This window comes from Streptomyces sp. NPDC001415 (genome assembly GCF_053597395.1).
Genome location: NZ_JBSFIE010000011.1, coordinates 84,474 through 102,000 on the forward strand (window position 1 = coordinate 84,474; position 17,527 = coordinate 102,000).

15 protein-coding genes are annotated in these 17,527 nt (G+C 67.7%); 10 read left to right on the forward strand and 5 right to left on the reverse strand.

Annotated elements, in window-relative coordinates; all coding sequences use genetic code 11:
- Window positions 1-37: 37 nt before the first annotated feature.
- The 3 genes from ACWC2B_RS17375 to ACWC2B_RS17385 form a co-directional block, all read right to left on the reverse strand.
- Complete coding sequence (locus tag ACWC2B_RS17375) at window positions 38-1,282, reverse strand: hypothetical protein (RefSeq protein ID WP_450717314.1); 1,245 nt, start codon at window positions 1,280-1,282, stop codon at window positions 38-40.
- The gene (locus ACWC2B_RS17380) at window positions 1,279-3,222 is read right to left on the reverse strand and encodes a B12-binding domain-containing radical SAM protein (protein WP_450717316.1); all 1,944 of its coding nucleotides are present in this window, start codon (window positions 3,220-3,222) and stop codon (window positions 1,279-1,281) included. Before ACWC2B_RS17380 ends, ACWC2B_RS17375 begins: the two co-directional genes overlap by 4 nt.
- A gap of 108 nt (window positions 3,223-3,330) precedes the next feature.
- Window positions 3,331-3,492, reverse strand: coding sequence for a hypothetical protein (locus tag ACWC2B_RS17385; RefSeq protein WP_450717318.1), 162 nt, complete (start codon window positions 3,490-3,492; stop codon window positions 3,331-3,333).
- Window positions 3,493-4,124: 632 nt separating this feature from the next.
- On the opposite strand from ACWC2B_RS17385, the gene ACWC2B_RS17390 reads away from it, so the two are divergent.
- The 6 genes from ACWC2B_RS17390 to ACWC2B_RS17415 all read left to right on the forward strand — a co-directional run bounded on the left by ACWC2B_RS17390 (window position 4,125) and on the right by ACWC2B_RS17415 (window position 11,004).
- Window positions 4,125-5,192, forward strand: coding sequence for a cytochrome P450 (locus ACWC2B_RS17390; protein WP_450717320.1), 1,068 nt, complete (start codon window positions 4,125-4,127; stop codon window positions 5,190-5,192).
- A 182-nt stretch (window positions 5,193-5,374) separates the two neighbouring features.
- Window positions 5,375-6,643, forward strand: a complete 1,269-nt coding sequence (locus tag ACWC2B_RS17395) for an MFS transporter (RefSeq protein WP_450717322.1) — start codon at window positions 5,375-5,377, stop codon at window positions 6,641-6,643.
- A 34-nt stretch (window positions 6,644-6,677) separates the two neighbouring features.
- On the forward strand, window positions 6,678-8,594 hold the full coding sequence (locus tag ACWC2B_RS17400) for a RiPP maturation radical SAM C-methyltransferase (protein WP_450717576.1): 1,917 nt from the start codon (window positions 6,678-6,680) through the stop codon (window positions 8,592-8,594).
- 149 nt (window positions 8,595-8,743) lie between these two features.
- Window positions 8,744-9,163, forward strand: a complete 420-nt coding sequence (locus ACWC2B_RS17405; protein WP_450717578.1) for a DUF5825 family protein — start codon at window positions 8,744-8,746, stop codon at window positions 9,161-9,163.
- The gene (locus ACWC2B_RS17410) at window positions 9,156-10,328 is read left to right on the forward strand and encodes a cytochrome P450 (RefSeq protein WP_450717324.1); all 1,173 of its coding nucleotides are present in this window, start codon (window positions 9,156-9,158) and stop codon (window positions 10,326-10,328) included. Before ACWC2B_RS17405 ends, ACWC2B_RS17410 begins: the two co-directional genes overlap by 8 nt.
- 232 nt (window positions 10,329-10,560) lie before the next feature.
- Complete coding sequence (locus ACWC2B_RS17415; protein ID WP_450717326.1) at window positions 10,561-11,004, forward strand: hypothetical protein; 444 nt, start codon at window positions 10,561-10,563, stop codon at window positions 11,002-11,004.
- 533 nt (window positions 11,005-11,537) lie between these two features.
- Here ACWC2B_RS17415 and ACWC2B_RS17420 read toward each other — a convergent pair.
- Window positions 11,538-12,926: a cystathionine beta-synthase gene (locus tag ACWC2B_RS17420; protein ID WP_450717328.1), complete on the reverse strand. Its 1,389-nt coding sequence runs from the start codon at window positions 12,924-12,926 to the stop codon at window positions 11,538-11,540.
- 164 nt (window positions 12,927-13,090) lie between these two features.
- On the opposite strand from ACWC2B_RS17420, the gene ACWC2B_RS17425 reads away from it, so the two are divergent.
- The 3 genes from ACWC2B_RS17425 to ACWC2B_RS17435 all read left to right on the forward strand — a co-directional run bounded on the left by ACWC2B_RS17425 (window position 13,091) and on the right by ACWC2B_RS17435 (window position 16,758).
- Window positions 13,091-14,077, forward strand: a complete 987-nt coding sequence (locus ACWC2B_RS17425; RefSeq protein WP_450717580.1) for an SGNH/GDSL hydrolase family protein — start codon at window positions 13,091-13,093, stop codon at window positions 14,075-14,077.
- Window positions 14,078-14,320: 243 nt separating this feature from the next.
- Window positions 14,321-15,541: an acetyl-CoA C-acetyltransferase gene (locus ACWC2B_RS17430; protein ID WP_450717330.1), complete on the forward strand. Its 1,221-nt coding sequence runs from the start codon at window positions 14,321-14,323 to the stop codon at window positions 15,539-15,541.
- Between the two features lie 398 nt (window positions 15,542-15,939).
- Window positions 15,940-16,758 (forward strand): hypothetical protein, encoded by an 819-nt coding sequence (locus ACWC2B_RS17435; protein WP_450717582.1) that lies wholly within the window; start codon window positions 15,940-15,942, stop codon window positions 16,756-16,758.
- Window positions 16,759-16,781: 23 nt separating this feature from the next.
- Here the strand turns inward: ACWC2B_RS17435 and ACWC2B_RS17440 are convergent, their stop codons facing one another.
- Window positions 16,782-17,108, reverse strand: coding sequence for a hypothetical protein (locus ACWC2B_RS17440; protein ID WP_450717332.1), 327 nt, complete (start codon window positions 17,106-17,108; stop codon window positions 16,782-16,784).
- Window positions 17,109-17,208: 100 nt separating this feature from the next.
- Here ACWC2B_RS17440 and ACWC2B_RS17445 point away from each other — a divergent pair, with 100 nt between their 5' ends.
- A complete protein-coding gene (locus tag ACWC2B_RS17445) occupies window positions 17,209-17,439 on the forward strand; it encodes a DUF4287 domain-containing protein (protein WP_053725101.1) in 231 nt (76 codons plus the stop codon).
- The last annotated feature ends 88 nt before the right edge of the window (window positions 17,440-17,527 follow it).

The following is a 17,527-nucleotide window of genomic DNA, read 5'->3' on the forward strand; positions in this document are numbered from 1 at the left end:
GGCCTTCCTTCGTAGCGAGATCACCGTTTGACGAAGATCAGGAGGAATCGGCGTTCCAGCTGAACCGGGGGAAGCGCACGGCGCCCATCGGCGGCCAGGGCCGGCCCACCAGTGCCTCGCGTTGCAGCCAGTGGCCTCTAAGACGCAGGAGCGGCAGGACCGGACACCGCTCGCGGACCGCTCGACGCAACTCGTCGTACGCCGCATCGTCGTCCGGGACTTCGGACAGCCGGTGCAGCAGCGGCGCGAGGACGGGGTCACGGCGCGCCGGGTCGAGCAGGTCCAGAGCACAGATCGGATCCTCGAAGAGCGGGCCTCGCAACGCGAGGAGCACATCGCAGGACTGCGCCGAGCCCGAGACGTAGTCGGCGAGCGCCAGCTCGACCTCGACACCGAGGTTCTCGGTCAGCTGGGCCGCGACCTCTTCGGCCACGTCCCGGTTGGGGTAGTAGTCCCAGTACCCCAGGCGCAGCCGTACGCCGGAACCGACGGTGCTCGGCGGTGCCTCGACGTGGTGGTCGGGCGCCGCCGACTCCGCACCGTTCCAGCACCGCGCGACAAGGCGGTCGTAGCGCATCGCGCCGAGAAGCCGGCGACGGAACTCCGCGTCACCCGCCACCGACGGGCTGTCGGGGTTGATCTCCAGACACATCTCGATCGCGGTCGGTGCCGTGTGGAACACCTGGCTGTCCGCGAAGTCCGGGACGCGGTCGAGCGGAAACGCCGTCGCGCACGTCACATCGACCTCGCCGCGCCGGAACCTCTCCGGGGCGTCGTGCGGATCCCGTCGGACGAGCACCCGCACAGGTGGCGTGCCGGCCTTGACGGGTTCGAGCCAGTACTCGTCATCGGCGGTGCGCACGGCACGCTCGTACGTGCCGGAGGACAGTTGCCCGCACGACGAGATCGGAGCGAGATCGACGCTCCGGAGCAGGCTGGGAAGGTGCGGCGCCTGGCGGCGGAGCTCGATGACGAGTGCGTCCTTCGATGTGCGGACCGCGCGGATGTCGCGCAGGAACCGCTGGAGCGACGGGACCGTGAGCGCGGTCCGGATCGCCCGGGCGTGATCGCGCGCACGCACCGGGCTCCCGTCGGAGAAGGACGCGCCCTGCTGGACGCGGTAGTGCTGGCTCAGCCCGTCGTCGGCGACCCACATGAGATCGAGCCGGCTGCGTTGGCTCGCCGCGGCGAACCAACGGCTCAGGTAGTCGCCTCCCGTGGGTCCGTGCCATCGGATCGGGTCGTCGTCGACCTCGACGATGACGGGGCGCGTCACGTTCACGTGGCCACGAGGGGGCTGTCGACCACCGGAGGGGTCCGTTGGGGGGCGTCCGGCGAGGCGTCGATGCGCGCACACAACCCTGCCACCGCCGTCGCGACCTCGCGCGGCCGGCCGGGGGCGACGTTCGCGAGGAGCGCCTCGCGTTCTTCCCGCCCGCGCGGCATGAGGGCCTTGAACACCTTGGCCTGCGCCGGCGTCAGACGGAGAGTCGACACCTCTGCCTCACTCGCCCGATACACGACCACGACCGTCGGACGGCTCAGCTCCGGCTTCCAGGTGATTTCGCGCGGGTCGGAAATCATCGTGACGACGTCGACATCGAAGTCCGCGATCAGGAAATGCGGCTTTTCCTCCACGGTGGCGGGCCGCCGGTACACGTTGACGAGCTCTTCCTCGACCTCGTCCCCCCGGAACTCCGCAAGCATCGAGTCGTAGGCGAACAGCGCCTTGGCGGCTTGCGCATGCACACCCTCGATGCCCGTCAGGATCTCGGCGAGCGCTTCCTCGATGGGCATGGCGGCCCGTTCGAGCAGTGCGTCGATGAATGCGACGTACGTGTGTCCCGCACCCTGCTTGAGGAATCGCAGCAGGTGGTAATAGCGGCGCGTGAAATACCGGGAAAGGCGCAGCACGTCCTGGTAGTACTCGTAGTCCCGATTCCCTCTACGGATGAAGCTGAATCCGGTGAAGGTCGCCAGATCGTCCTTGATGAGCGCGCGGACGTCCGACGGGAGGAAGGTGCCCATGACGTCGAGTCCGCTTTCGAGCGGTTCGAGGTCGGCCCGGTATTCATCCGTGATCTCAGCGCCGGGAAGCGGCTGAAGCACACTGAGGTCACTGTTGACAGCACCGTAGGCGATCGCGTCGAAGACGACCTCCAGCGCCTTTTCGAGGTCTTCGGCGCTCTCGTCCGGGTAGCCCACGATCGTGTTCGTCTCGAACTGGATGCCCACTTCCTGGGCGGACCGGAAGAACTCGTAGGTCCGCTTCGTCGAGGGCATCTTCAGCATGGCCTTGAGGATCTTCTCCGACCCCGCGTCCGTGCCGCAGAAGATGTTGAAGCATCCCGCGTCGGCCATGCGCCGCAGCAGGGACGGGTTGACATTGTCCGGTCGGACCGCGCAGCCCCACTCGAACATGTCGTTGTGCTCGGAGAAATAGGACACGAACTCGTCGAGGTACGTACGCTTGTTGGCGAAGTTGTCGTGCAGGAAGTTGAACTGGGTCACCCCGTACGTGCGGTGCAGGAAGCGAAGCTCATCGAGGATGACCGCGGGATCCTTGATCCGGAAGTCCCGGTCCCAGAACGTCGACGTCATGCAGAACTTGCACGAGTAGGTACATCCGGAGCCGATGTGCACGTCGAAGATGTGCGGGGTCGACAGCCGGATGTAGTCGCCCATCGGGACGGCGTCATACGCGGGCATCGGCACGAGGTTCAGGTTCGTGGTCGGCTGCGGCCCGCTGGACACGGCCTGGCCGTTCTTGCACGACCAGAAGCCGCGTACCCCGGTGGGATCGGCCCCGTCGGCAATGGCGTCCGCGAGGTCGGTGATCGCGAGCTCTCCCTCGCCGCGGCACACGAAGTCGACGCAGTCGGCGAAGCGCGGGAGGGCATCGGGGAAGACACCGAACGTCCCGGGTCCACCGAGGACCACCGTGACATCGGGCCGGAGCCGCTTGACCTCACGCCCGATGAGAAGGCATGCCGGGAGGGTGTCCGCGAGACAGGTGAGGCCGAGAATGTCGGGATCGGCGGCGAGGAAGCGGGCGCAGGTCTGGTCGAGCCAGTCGGCATCACCGGGCTCGAAGGCACCGATCCGGTGCTCGTACTCCAGGTCGACGACGACGGCGGGATGACCATGCGCCGTCAGTGGTGAGGCAATGCAGAGCAGTCCGAGAGGAACGAAGAAAGGGGAATTGACATCGGAATTGATCAAGGGCCGGCCGAGCGTCACGCGAGCATGCCGCGTGGACGATCGAACCGACACCTGGCCCTCCCCAGCAAACGAGAGGGCCAGTCGCTTCTGAGTCGGCATCAGATGCGATCAGCAGCGCCGCGCAACGATGGCACCCAAAGTAGCCGATGACAGGCTGATCAACTCGACATCGTCGGCAAGGTCAAGACCTTCCTCGTCGGTGAAGAGCACCATGTCCGGCTCGGCCTCGTCCATCACGGACACCGAACGTTCCTGCACTGCCTGCGCCATTTTTGACCCCTCTTCGCGTTGAGTGGCATGAACGGCCTTATCTCATACAACCTTTGATGTCCCGTCAATGGGGCGTGCACACATTTTCCGGCACCCCCCTGATCCCCGGGCCCCGGGGCCTGCGACGATGAGTATTTTCCGAGCTTCCGGTTCGTCGATCCCGGCGGGGCCGGCTTGTAGGGGTTGATCCCTTTTTTCTCGGGGACGCCCCACGAAGCGGGGTATGTCATGGGAGCAACTATCCACCGGACAGGCGTTCTGACGGCTACTCACATTCATGGGGCTCCCGCGCCACGTACCCGCCCCGCGGACCCTCGACCGACAACTGCCGGGCCTTTCCCGCCCCTTGTAAGGCTTGATCGAGTCTGGGTAGGCTGCTGCGGTCTGGAAATGCCCCTGAATGACTGGCCCCACTTTTAATGCGTCTTCCGTTATGTGACATTCGGGACGGAGCTAGGATTGTGACGTCTTCGCAGGCCAACGTTCCTCATCTGGAATCCACGGCAGTCCCGTACTTTCCGATTCCCAGGGCGCCTGGTTGTCCGCTGGATCCGGCACCTGAGCTCGCCGAGCTACAGGACCGGGCGCCGCTGGTCCGGGTTCGGCTCTGGGACGACAGCACTCCGTGGCTGGTGACGAGGCATGCGGAGCAGTGCGCGCTGCTGTCGGACCGCCGGGTCAGCGCGGACTGGATGCAGCCGGGCTACCCGTTCCACAGTCAGTTTCTGCGGGACCACCATGAAGAGGGCCAGTTCCTGACCGCCATGGAAGGCCCCGAGCACCTCCGGCTGCGCCGGATGATCGCCCGGCCGTTCACCCCCCGCAAGGTCGAGCAACTGCGGCCCACGGTCCAGCAAGTCGTCGACGACCACATCGATGCTCTGCTGGCCGGCCCGAAGCCGGCGGATTTCGTGGCGGATTTCGCCCTGCCGATTCCGTCCATCACCATCTGCCACGTGCTGGGCGTCCCTTACGAGGACCACGACTTCTTCCAGCACGCCATCAGGACGATGACCGGCAGCGACGTTCCGGACGACCTCGTGAGCAAGTCCGAGCGCGAGCTGTATCACTACCTGGCCAAACTGATCGGCCGCAAGCTCGCTGCCCCCGAGGACGACCTGCTGTCCCAGCTGGCCACCGAACGGCTGGCCACCGGCCAGCTGAACCGGCACCAGCTGGTGATGCTGGTCCTGTTCCTGCTGGTCTCGGGGCACGAGACCACGGCCAGCATGATTGCGCTGGGCACGCTGGCCCTGCTCCAGCATCCCGACCAAATCCCTGTGCTGAAGGAATCCGACGGACCCGGGGTCGCCGCGGCCGTCGACGAGCTGCTGCGGTACCTGACCACCGTCCAGCCCGGCCGTCGCCGCGTGGCCGTGGAGGACATCGAGATCTCCGGGCAGGTGATCCGCGCCGGCGAGGGTCTGATCCTCCCGGAGGAGATCGGCAACCGCGACGAAAGCGTGTTCCCCGGTGCCGGGGAGCTGGACCTGCGCCGCGATGCCAGCCAGCAGCTCGCCTTCGGGTTCGGCGTGCACAAGTGCACCGGCCAACCGCTGGCCCGCCTGGAGCTCCAGGTCGTGTTCGCCGCCTTGTTCCGGCGCATTCCGACACTGACCCTGGCCGTCGACCTCGGTGACCTCCCGTTCATGGACGACGGGCTCGGGTACGGCGTCAAGAAGATGCCCGTGAGCTGGTGAGCGAATGAGGTCGAGCCGGTGACAGGAGCCGGAGCGGAGTTGTCGCGGAGTCGTCGCGGATCGGGCACGGCCGGCCGGAGCCGAGTCTGCCGGTGGTGGAGGGCTTCCAGGAGATGCACGCCGGTCGACGGCACAGGCCCAACACCAAATGATCACCGGAGTCACCAGGGGGAACCCGCAGCATGACCACCACTGAGGCCCTCGGCGGGTCGGCTGCGGTCGACGATGCGGTACGAAGCGTTGCGCGCCCGTTCTACGTATACGCCGTGCTCGCCAACTCGCTTTTCCAGCGTGGCGTGTTCGTCCTCTTCCTTCAGCAGCGAGGCTTCTCCGTCGCACAAGTGGCCCTGCTGCAGACACTGATCTACCTGGTCAGCGGACTTGCCGAGATGCCGACGGGAATCATCGCCGACCGCATCGGCAGACGTGCCAGCATCGTGATCGGTCAGGTGCTGGTAGCTGGATGCCTGCTCGGCCAGGTGGCGTCCTCCAACTACTGGATGTTCCTGACGCTGTTCATCGGCCAGGGCGTGGGCATGGCATGCGTATCCGGTTCGGACACCGCCCTGCTGTACGACCTGCTCGTGCGTCGCGGTGCGACGGCCGGCTACGTCAAGATCAAGTCCCGGTTCACGATGCTCGGGACGGTCACCTCGGGAGTCGCCATCGTCCTTGGCGGCCAACTGCAGCGGTTTTCCTGGGGAGTTGTCTACGTCGGTTCGGCGTCGTGCCTCGTGCTGGCCGTGGTGGTGCTGATGTCACGGGTGCCCGAGATCCGCGGCGTGGACGCGGTGGACGAGCAGGACGGAGCCGAGAAGGAGCACGGCGACGCCACAGCATGGCGGGCGATGCTTCGGGTCGCCACGCCGGCGCTCGTGACGCTTGTCGCGGTGTCCGGATTGATGCATGCGACGTTGACTCCCTACATCATCTTCACCCAGAAGACCCTCTCCGATCAGGGAGCGGGCACCGCATTGGTCAGCGTGGTCATCTCGGCGGGATTCTTCGTCGGGGGACTCGTTCCCTTGCTGTCGGACCGAGCGAACCGGCGCATCGGGTATCGGGTCATCGTCCCGGTGTCTCTCGTGACGCTCGCCGGGGCACTCGGCCTGAGCGGCTTCGGCATTGTCTGGGTCACCATCGCCGCGTTCCTGGTCCTGGTCGGAATTCCCGAGATCACCGCCGTGCTCGTGGACAACGTGTTCAACGAGGCAGTGCCGTCGCGCCACCGGGCGAGCCTGCTGTCAATGATCGCATTCGTGGAATCGGTACTCATCGGCACCGGCTATCTCGTCCTCGGCGCGCTCATGGACGGATTGGGGGCCAGTGTGGGCATGGCCACCTACGCCGCGGTCCCCCTGCTGGCATGCCTCCTGTGGATCCCGGTGCTCTTCCGAGGCGCCCGGGTGACCACCACGATCGAAAAGCCCGCCGACCAAAAGGCATCCTGAAACAGACCAACGAAGAGGAGCCGAAGTGGAATTGATGCAGATCGGGCACAACCGACCGGTGCTGGATCCAAGCCCGCCGGTCGTGCACGAGGATGTCCTTTCGGTTGCGTTGGTCTGCATGCCCTGGGCCGTGGTCGACATGCCCTCACTGGCGCTGAGCACGATCGCCCCGCTGTTCGAGCAGCGCGGAGAAGTCGAGAAGCTCGACGTCGTCTATGCCAATATCCAGTGGCTCGACTTCTTGATCCGGGAGGCGGGCCTCCAACGTGAACACTACGAACTGATCGTCGATGCCGAGGTGTTCGGGGTCGGTGAATGGGTCTTCTCCAGCTGTTTCCGTCCCGGTATCGACCCACGCCACACGAGTTTCTATGACCTCGTGAGCGACAGTGAGCACGTTGATGCCTATTGCGCGATGTTCCGCGCGGCGCCCGCCTTCATCGACGAGTTGGCCCGAGATCTCGTAGCGTCAGGTGCCGATGTCCTGGGATTGACGACGACATTCGATCAGAACATCGCCTCGTTCGCGCTCGCGCACCGCGTCAAGGAGTTGTGCCCGAGCATGGTCACGATTCTCGGCGGGGCGAACTGCGACGGCGTTCAAGGTACGGCAGTCCACCGCGCTCGCACGGAGTTCGACTACGTGATCCGGGGCGAGGCGGAGCGCTCGATCGCGCCACTCATCGCCCACATCGCAGGATTCCGTAGCGGTGACAAGGACAGGCATGACGAACTGCTGCGCGCCGTGCCTGGCCTGTGCTGGCGATCCGACATCGACGGAGCCTCGGTAAGCAACCCCATCGGACCGACACCCGTCTCCATGAACGCGGTTCCGGAGCCCGTCTACGATCACTATTTCCGCGATTTGCGGAAGTCTCCGGCCGGTCAACTCGTAGACGTGAAGATTCCTCTGGAGGCCAGCCGCGGATGCTGGTGGGGTGCGAAGCACCACTGTACATTTTGCGGCTTGAACGGGTCGGCCATGGCACATCGCGCAAAGTCCGCCGAGCGCGTGCAAGCGGAGGCCAGCCGGGCTGTCCTTCGGCACAATGTGCTTGACCTGGTGTTCTCTGACAACATCTTGGCGCCCGACCATGTCGTTCGACTGACCACGGATATGGCACTGCCCGCCGAATGGGACGTCCGGCTGTTCGCCGAGGTGAAGTCGAACCTCAATTTCACTCAACTCGAATCCCTTGCGCGCGCCGGTTTCACACAACTACAACCAGGCATCGAGAGCCTCTGCACACGCATCCTGCGCATCATGCGCAAGGGGGTGACCGGATGGCAGAACGTGCGATTCCTACGAGACTGTGCCACCTGCAGGATCTATCCCTCGTGGAACATCCTCGTGGGTTTCCCCGGGGAGCATGACCACGAATACACGGCATTGATCGACTCGCTGCCGTCCCTCCACCATCTGACACCGCCCGCCGGGGTGTTCCCGATCAAACTGGAACGCTTCAGCCCCTACTTCGACGATCCGGAACTCGGTCTCCAGGCTCTCGGTCCCTCGCGCAACCTGGTGAGCGCTTACGAGGGAGTGGTGGACTCCCTCGACGACTTCGTCTACGTATTCGAGTCCGAGCCCGCCGGCATATCGCCTGAGACGCTTGAGATGTTGCGCGAAGCGGTCGCGAACTGGAAGGCCAACGGATCGATGTCCCGGCTGGTCGCCCTGCCGGCGCCGGACGACTCGCTCGTCGTCGTCGATGACCGGCCCGCCTGGCCCTCCCGCGAGGTGGTGCTGCAACCAGGTCTCGAAGCCGAGGCCTACCGTGCACTGGCCAAGGGCAAAACGCTTCCCGCACTCGCTTCCACGATGTGCTCACTCGGGATTTCAGTGCCGGAAGGTCGGCTCGAAGAGCTCGTCGAGAATTGGAAGGAGCTCGGAATCATTTTTCACGAGGATTCCACCTATTTGGCGCTCGCGACAGGATTGCGCTGGTGACAAAGCAGACAGCAGAGCGGCGGTCGAACCGGCGAAGGCTCTTCGCGCCAGTCCATCTCCACTCGATGCGGAGCAGGGAGAATCTCGTCGCCCTGACCCGGTCGGGATACGCCGGGGTTCGACTGGTCGGGCACTTCGCCATGTCGGAGATGGGCGATCGCGAACTCGTCTCCTTGATCGCGCTGCTCCGCGACGCGCGCGGCGTTGGTTTGCGGGTTTCGTGGAGCGGCGAATGTGGCGGCCTCGATGTCGGGTGCCTTCGCCACCTCGACCCGCCACGGCAGTCGGACGGCACCTTCGCGTGGTCGGCGCGGCAGGGAGAATCCCTTGTCCTTCGGCGCGGCCCGACGTTCCTGGCCGTTGAGGACACACGCTACGGGGAGCGTCGCCGCGTCGATGTCGACCGCTCGGAACCGGCGGCAGCCGTTCTCGACGAAAGCCGTTGGGGGCACACGATCACCCCGGTAGAGGCAGCCAGTCTGCACGCTCTTGGATTGCACGATCTCGTCTTTCGATCCGGCGATCACTGTGTGGGTATTGCCGTAAGGCAAGGAGTCTGGTGTGTCTGAAGGCAACATTCTCTTCCGCAAGACACTCGATGAGCGGACCATGTCGCGAGGGTCGGCGGATCCCGCCGCTGCCGTCGTTCCGATGCGTATGGGATCGGCAGGAGTGGGGCTGCTTGTCAACGATCACCGCGAAGCCACCCGCATCCTGTCCGACGTCGACACCTACGGCAGTGCCGGCGAACTCATGGCGAGCGTTTTCGACGAGCCGGCCGATTCGCATCCGGATTCGGTGTCCGAGATGGTCTTCTCGGTCAACCAAACCGACGGGGAAGAGCATCGTCGCGTGCGGCGCGCACTTCGGCGGGTCATCGACACTCGCGTGCGCGATGTATCGGAACAGCTGATTCAGGATGTCCAACACACGATCGACAACGCTCTCACCCTGGAGAGGTTCGACGCGGTCGCGTCGATCGGCGAGCCCATCGCCAACAGTGTCATGTCGCGATTGCTCGGACTTGACGCAAACCTCGTCTCGGCCCTGAGGACCGCGGTTTACCAGGGATGCCCGGTGCGCGAACTCGACGGCACACTCGTCGACTGGGTGCGCGACAGGCGTGCCCACCCCGCCGATGACCTCGTGTCGGACCTGATGGCGGAACTGCCCTCTCTCCACGATCGACAGGTCGCGGCGAACACTCGACTGCTCGCGCTGTCGGGTGTCGAGGTGTTGGCGGCACTGATTACGAACGGAATCCTCTGCCTGGCGCAAGATCCGAGGACTCAGAGTCTCGTACGCGATGACGAGACGCTGCTGCCTGGCCTCATCCATGAGGTACAGCGGTACGCGAGCCCGATCGGGCGGGGAATCTATCGGATGACGAAAGAGCCATCGGTGATAGGCAAGTACGCGGTTCCCGCAGGTACTTTGCTCATCATCGGGGTGGACGCCTGCAACAGGGACACCTCGGCACTTCCCGATGCTCACAGGTTCGACCCCACTCGCGGTCAGGATTTCGAGCATCTGACGTTCGGCCGCGGGCGGCATTCATGCCTGGGAATTCCCGTCACGCGCCTGATCGCGGCGCAGGCCCTGCGCGCGATTCTCTCGGGAACAACGGGTTTCGGCCTGACCATGGAGCCGTCAGAGCTGCGTTTCCACGACACTGCGGTCATGAACGGTCTCGCCGAACTCCCGATCTGGGTCGAGTGCCGCGGATCTGATTGACCAGGACGCGGACTGCTCGCGCTACCCGCCCCGCACGACCGGCACCCGCGCCACGTACTGATCGGGCCGCGCGCCCGCGCCCTCCGCATCGGCGGCATCATGCCGGCCGGCACGGCGGTGGCGCCGGCGGGCAAGAACGTCTCGGCGGCGCTCTTCTTCGTGCTGGCACGAGGAAGAAATACGGGGGGTACCCCCCGTGTGGAAACGGCTTCGGGTCCGTACCGTGAAGTGCATGGATGCCCGTGACACCGAGCCCAGGCCCAGCCTCCTGAAGGACACCGAGCTCAAGAAGGAACTCGACGCCACCCTGCACGCCCGCAGGGACCTCGGCCCCGAGTACGAGTCCGCGCTCGTCGACTCCTTCCTGGAGAAGGTCGAGCAGCGGGTCGACGGCTCGGTGGACCGGCGGGTGCGGCGGCAGTTGGCGGAGCAGCAGATGGTCGTGGCCCGCGGCGGCCGCCCGGACCGCGGCGGTCCGGAGAGCAACTTCGGCGAGCGCTTCGGCTTCGCCATGGTCTCGCTGATCCTCGCGGTACCGCTCTCCGCGATCGGCGCGGTGAACGCCGGTTACTCCGGGTTGCTCACCACATGGCTCGGCATCGTCGCCGTGAACGCCGTACACGCGGCACACCTCTGGCCGTGGCAGCGCATACGGCGGCCCCGCGAGGACGACTGAGGCATGACTTCGGTACGGGAGCGCTGAGAGCCCGTGTCTGCGACGGGCTGAGGCGTGGCTTCCGTACGAGAACACCGAGACGGCTGAGCCATGGCTTCCGCGCGGAAGCACCGGCTCGCCGGGGTCGTCGGGACCGCCAGGACTTCTGCGCCGCAACTCCCGTACGGGACCCCCGTGTTGGGCTCGGCCGGCCCCGGAAAAGGGTGATCGCGGGGACCGCCGCACCCCCGGTTGCCCGGAGGGCGGGACGACGGCGGTCCCCGCGAGGGACACGGTCCCGGGTCAGGGCCGGTCTCCGCGTCCTGGGCGTCCTTGGAAGTCCGGGAGCCGCTCCGGAGGTCCCTCGACGCCGCTGGTGGCGTCGGCCGGGGCCCCCTGCCCGGGTTCCCCTGCCGACATCCACCACTGTGCACGAGCCGTGTTAAGCGGGTGCTGCGCGCACATGTCGCGCTCGTACCAGTTGCGCGACTTCGGCTGCTTCGCCGACTCCCGCTCCCCGTAGGGGGGTTGCGGAAGCCGGGGAAGCCTCCGGACTACTGCGGGGTGCGGGCCAGGAAGGCCAGCAGGTCCTGGCGGCTGACCACACCGGTCGGCTTGCCCTCGACGATCACGATCGCCGCGTCCGCCTTGCCGAGCACGGACATCAGGTCGCCGACCGGCTCGCCCGAGCCGACCTGCGGCAGCGGCGCGCTCATGTGCTTCTCCAGCGCGTCGCCGAGGGAGGCGCGCTGGGTGAACAGGGCGTCGAGCAGCTCGCGTTCGACGACCGAGCCGATGACCTCGGCGGCCATCACGTCGGGGTGACCCGCGCCCGGCTTCACGATGGGCATCTGCGAGACGCCGTACTCGCGGAGCACCTCGATGGCCTCGCCGACCGTCTCCTCGGGGTGCATGTGCACCAGCGAGGGCAGGTGGCCGGCCTCCTTGAAGCCGAGCACGTCGGAGACGCGCGCCGAGGGACCGGCCTCCTCCAGGAAGCCGTAGTCGGCCATCCACTCGTCGTTGAAGATCTTCGACAGGTAGCCGCGGCCCGAGTCCGGGAGGAGCACGACCACCACGTCGTCGGGGCCGAGGCCCTCGGCGACCTTGAGCGCGGCCACGACGGCCATGCCGCAGGAGCCGCCGACCAGGAGGCCCTCCTCCTTGGCCAGGCGCCGGGTCATCTGGAAGGAGTCCTTGTCGGACACGGCGACGATCTCGTCGGTGACGTCCTGGTCGTAGGCGGTCGGCCAGAAGTCCTCGCCGACGCCCTCCACCAGGTACGGACGCCCGGAGCCGCCGCTGTAGACGGAGCCCTCCGGGTCCGCGCCGACGATCCTCACCCTGCCGTCGCTGGCCTCCTTGAGGTAGCGGCCGGTGCCGGAGATGGTGCCGCCGGTGCCGACGCCCGCGACGAAGTGGGTGATCTTCCCCTCGGTCTGCTCCCACAGCTCGGGACCGGTGGTCTCGTAGTGCGAACGGGGGTTGTTCGGGTTGCTGTACTGGTCCGGCTTCCAGGCACCCGGCGTCTCGCGCACCAGGCGGTCCGAGACGTTGTAGTACGAGTCCGGGTGCTCCGGGTCGACCGCCGTGGGGCAGACCACGACTTCGGCGCCGTACGCCCGCAGCACGTTGATCTTGTCCGTGGAGACCTTGTCAGGGCAGACGAAAATGCACTTGTAGCCCTTCTGCTGGGCCACGATGGCCAGGCCCACGCCCGTGTTGCCGCTGGTCGGCTCCACGATCGTGCCGCCGGGCTTGAGCGCGCCGGACTGCTCGGCCGCCTCGATCATGCGGACGGCGATCCGGTCCTTCACCGAGCCGCCCGGGTTGAAGTACTCGACCTTGGCCAGGACTGTCGCCTGAATGCCCTGGGTCACACTGTTGAGCCTCACCAGCGGGGTGTTGCCTACGAGGCTGATCATCGAGTCGTGGAATCGCACCGTTGTCTCCGGGTCTCCGATTAGGTACCGCCAGCGTATGCGGACCACGACGGGGTGTTCACCTTTGCACGGGATTGAGCGACACCCGCTACCGGGCAGTTAGCTGTTGTACGACTGCGAGCTTCCGGGAGGTGGCGGTGGCGGGGACTCTGTCGAGGGCCAGGGTGGCACGGCGGATCGCGACGGGCGCGGCGTTCGGCGGCGGCGGCATCGGGCTGCTCGCCGGGGCCGCGGTCGGCGTCGTCCTGGCCGAGGTGGCGCTCGCGAAACGCTCGGTGGGCGTCGGCTCCCCGCAGGCCCCGAACGCGGACGGGCTGTACGGAACGGCCTTCGCCAACGGTACGCAGCCGATCAGGCTCGGCATGCTGGGCGACTCCACGGCGGCCGGCCAGGGCGTGCGCAGAGCGGGCCAGACCCCGGCCGCGCTGCTCGCCTCGGGACTCGCGGCGGTAGCCGAGCGCATGGTGACGCTGCGGAACGTGGCGCTGCCCGGGGCCCGCTCGGACGACCTCGAACGCCAGGTGTCCCTGCTGCTCGCCGACCCCGCCCACCTCCCCGACGTCTGCGTGATCATGATCGGCGCGAACGACGTCACCACCCGGATGGCGCCCACGACGTCGGTGCGCTACCTGTCCACCGCCGTGCGCCGACTGCGTACCGCAGGGGCCGAAGTGGTCGTCGGGACCTGCCCCGACCTCGGCACCATCGAGCCCGTCTACCAGCCGCTGCGCTGGCTGGCCCGCCGGGTGTCGCGCCAGCTCGCCGCGGCGCAGACGATCGTGGTGGTGGAGCAGGGCGGCCGCACGGTGTCGCTCGGGCATCTGCTCGGCCCGGAGTTCGAGGCGAACCCCCGGGAGCTGTTCGGGCCCGACAACTACCATCCCTCGGCCGAGGGGTACGCGACCGCGGCGATGGCGGTGCTGCCCACGCTGTGCGCCTCGCTCGGCCTGTGGCCGGAGTCCGACCACCCCGACGCCTCGCGCGACGAGGACATCCTGCCGGTGGCGAAGGCGGCCTCGGCCGCGGCGGCCCAGGCGGGCACCGAGGTCACGGCGGCCCGGGCGCCCTGGGCCCTGCTCAAGCACCGGCGCCGACGCCGGCTGCCGACCCCGGTGGAGCCGGCCCGCAACGGCTCGCACACGAGGCGCTGACCAGGCCCTGACGGGGGCGGCCCCGGGGTGCCCCGGGGTCCTGGGCGACGTGCCGGCCCGTCACCGAGCAGCCCGCCGAGAACTCCACCGGGCGGCCACTGAGCAAACCGCCGAGCAACTGCTGAGCGCCCCTGAGCAACCGCTTAGAAAAGAGTCCCGCATCACACGCCGCCCCGGATGACCAATCCACTACGTGCGGGTAACTTCCCAGGGAGTCCTGCCTTCCCATCCCCTGGAGCCGTGATGCCCGAAGCCGTGATCGTCTCGACCGCCCGCTCCCCCATCGGCCGCGCCTTCAAGGGCTCGCTCAAGGACCTCCGTCCGGACGACCTCACGGCCACGATCATCCAGGCCGCCCTCGCCAAGGTGCCCGGCCTTGACCCCCGCGACATCGACGACCTGATGCTCGGCTGCGGCCTCCCCGGCGGCGAGCAGGGCCACAACCTGGGCCGCATCGTCTCCGTGCAGATGGGCATGGACCACCTCCCCGGCTGCACGATCACCCGGTACTGCTCGTCCTCGCTCCAGACCTCCCGCATGGCCCTGCACGCCATCAAGGCGGGCGAGGGCGACGTGTTCATCTCGGCCGGCGTCGAGATGGTGTCCCGGTCCGTCAAGGGCAGCAGCGACGGGCTCCCCGACACCCACAACCCGTTCTTCGCCGACGCCGAGGCGCGCACCGCCGCCGTCGCGCAGTCCGAGGGCGCGTCCTGGCACGACCCGCGCGAGGACGGCCTGGTCCCGGACGCGTACATCGCCATGGGCCAGACCGCCGAGAACCTCGCCCGGCTCAAGGGCATTTCCCGCCAGGAGATGGACGAGTTCGGCGTGCGGTCGCAGAACCTCGCCGAGGAAGCCATCAAGAACGGCTTCTGGGAGCGCGAGATCACCCCGGTGACGACGCCGGACGGCACCGTGGTCAGCAAGGACGACGGCCCTCGCGCGGGCGTCACCGTCGAGGGCGTCGCGGGCCTCAAGCCCGTCTTCCGTCCGGACGGACTCGTCACCGCCGGCAACTGCTGCCCGCTGAACGACGGCGCCGCCGCCCTCGTGATCATGAGCGACACCAAGGCGCGCGAGCTCGGCCTGACCCCGCTGGCCCGCATCGTCTCGACCGGCGTCACGGGCCTGTCGCCCGAGATCATGGGCCTCGGCCCGGTCGAGGCGTCCCGCCAGGCACTGAAGCGCGCCGGGCTCACGGTCGACGACATCGACCTCTTCGAGATCAACGAGGCCTTCGCCGCCCAGGTGATCCCGTCCTACCAGGACCTGGGCATCCCGCTGGACAAGCTGAACGTCAACGGCGGCGCCATCGCGGTCGGCCACCCCTTCGGCATGACCGGCGCCCGCATCACCGGAACGCTGATCAACAGCCTCCAGTTCCACGACAAGCAGTTCGGCCTGGAGACCATGTGCGTCGGCGGCGGCCAGGGCATGGCCATGGTCATCGAGCGCCTCAGCTAGAACCCCAACCGAAGCGTCGCCCGGGACCTGGACCAAAAGAGGTCCCGGGCGGCCGGAGCGCTGCGTTGACCCCTGGTCGACGCAGTGTTGACGCCCCAGCCGCCACAGGTTGAACGCGCAGCGCGACCCTCGGCCCCCTGACCTGCGCTCCGGCGTCCCACAGGTCGCTCACAGCCAATCGTTCCGCGTCCTAACCGTGACCGAATCTCCCCCAGGATGTGACGTATCTCCTGAGGGAAGAGTATTTTCCCAGGTCAGCGCAGCTACAGCCCTAAACCCCAGGCCAAAAGACCTGTCCATTTCGTGACGTAATGCACTGACACCGGGAGCGGGCTCACGACAAGCTGATGTAGGAAGTCGGGGAATCGTTTGAATCCGGGAGTAAGTCAGTGAGCGCCATGCCTCTTGCCCTGCTGCTGACCACGGCCGCTGCCACGGCCGTGGGCGCCGCTGCCCTGCACGCTGCCCACGGGCTGCGCAAGCAGGTCGTGGCTCTGCGCGAAGACCTGGCAGCCGCCCGTGCCGAACACCGCGCCGACCAGAGCGTCTCCCTGCCCCAGCAGGCCCGCTCCAGCGCGACCCCGGCCGCGGAAATACGTGCCGCCGTCGCCGAGGCCCTCGCCGAGGAGCGGGAGCGCGAGCTGGCCGAGGCGCGCGCCTTCTGGGCCGCCCAGGAGGCCAGGGACGCCGCCGACGCGCCCTCCCCGATGCTCGGCGGGCTCGCGGGCCTCGGCGAGGACGCCGGGTTCTTCCTGCCCCGCCAGGCGGACTTCGCGGGCCTGGAGGCCGAGGCGCTGGAGATGGCCGAGGCCCTGGAGACGGCGGAGGAGTTCCCCGAGGACTCCCCCGAGCTGGCCGCGGCCCGCCGCCGCCACCCCTCGCACCCCGACTTCGTGCCGGTCCAGACGCCGGTCGTCGCCGACCACGAGGCCACGGTCTCCCGCCTGGAGGAGCTCGCCGAGTCCCGTACCGCGCTCGCGGACGTACGCCCCGGCCCGCTCGGCACGCTCGACGTGTACGTCTTCGCCGACGGCACCACGCTCTGCATGACCCCGGGCCACCGCGAGACCGCGGAGCGCCTCGCGGACGCCCTGCGCGACGGCGACGCCCCGGTGCTGCTCGGCGGCTCCGGCGTGTCCGGCGCGTACGCGCTGACCTTCTCGTGCGGCGAGGAGAGCGTCTACATCCTCGCGGACCGGGTCATCGCCTCACTCTGACCCACCTGGGCGAGGCCCAGGACCTACCCGAAGGCCCGCTCCTCCGCGGCTTCCACCAGCTTCACGGCCCCGTCCGGCTCCCCGCCGGGCGGGGTCTTCGCCGTGTGGAGCGCCTGCGCCAAGTCCCTTCCGGCGAGCAGGACTTGGTCCGCGACCGCGAACATCCCGGCGTCCGGCATGATCCGCGGCTCGCCCTCGGGGTCCTCGACGCGCTGCGCGCGGACGGCCAACTCCCGGGCCAGCGCGAGCCCTTCGGCCGCCGCCCCGCGCCGCAGCCGGCTTTCGGGAGCGGCACGCAGCCGGTCGGCGAAGCGGTCCACGGCCAAGATCAACGGGTTCACATCGAGCACGCCGCGACCCTACGCGCCTCCCCCGCACTGTTGCCAATACGCGAACCCTGAGGCACGGTGCAGTGAAGGACCAGTACGCGCAATGCCTCCGGAGGCGCCGATGTCCCAAGTCTTCTCCGAAGAGACCCATCGCAACCTGCTTTCCCGCATCCCCCATTGCACCGGTCGTGAAGTGTCCGACTGGCTCCGCACCGTCGAGGAAGGCCCCTCCCTCTTCCGTTTCGAGGAGAAGGTCAGCTGGCTCCGGAGCGAGCACGATCTCGCCTATGGGCACGCCAAGGCGATCATCCATGAGTACGACCTGAGGCGGGCCGCGCGCCGCCTGCTCTAGCTCCGGGAGGAAATGCTCCGCCGCAAGGCTTCCCGAAGGGAAGCGCACCGCCCCTTCGCCCCGCCGACGACCGGTCGGCGGGGCGAAG

Excerpts from the sequence above, each read along its gene's own strand:
- ACWC2B_RS17400 (WP_450717576.1), top strand. The coding sequence starts at position 6,678 with ATGCAGATCGGGCACAACCGACCGGTGCTGGATCCAAGCCCGCCGGTC.
- ACWC2B_RS17415 (WP_450717326.1), top strand. The coding sequence starts at position 10,561 with ATGGATGCCCGTGACACCGAGCCCAGGCCCAGCCTCCTGAAGGACACC.
- ACWC2B_RS17405 (WP_450717578.1), top strand. The coding sequence starts at position 8,744 with ATGGGCGATCGCGAACTCGTCTCCTTGATCGCGCTGCTCCGCGACGCG.
- ACWC2B_RS17385 (WP_450717318.1), bottom strand. The coding sequence starts at position 3,492 with ATGGCGCAGGCAGTGCAGGAACGTTCGGTGTCCGTGATGGACGAGGCC.
- ACWC2B_RS17430 (WP_450717330.1), top strand. The coding sequence starts at position 14,321 with ATGCCCGAAGCCGTGATCGTCTCGACCGCCCGCTCCCCCATCGGCCGC.
- ACWC2B_RS17435 (WP_450717582.1), top strand. The coding sequence starts at position 15,940 with ATGCCTCTTGCCCTGCTGCTGACCACGGCCGCTGCCACGGCCGTGGGC.
- ACWC2B_RS17395 (WP_450717322.1), top strand. The coding sequence starts at position 5,375 with ATGACCACCACTGAGGCCCTCGGCGGGTCGGCTGCGGTCGACGATGCG.
- ACWC2B_RS17445 (WP_053725101.1), top strand. The coding sequence starts at position 17,209 with ATGTCCCAAGTCTTCTCCGAAGAGACCCATCGCAACCTGCTTTCCCGC.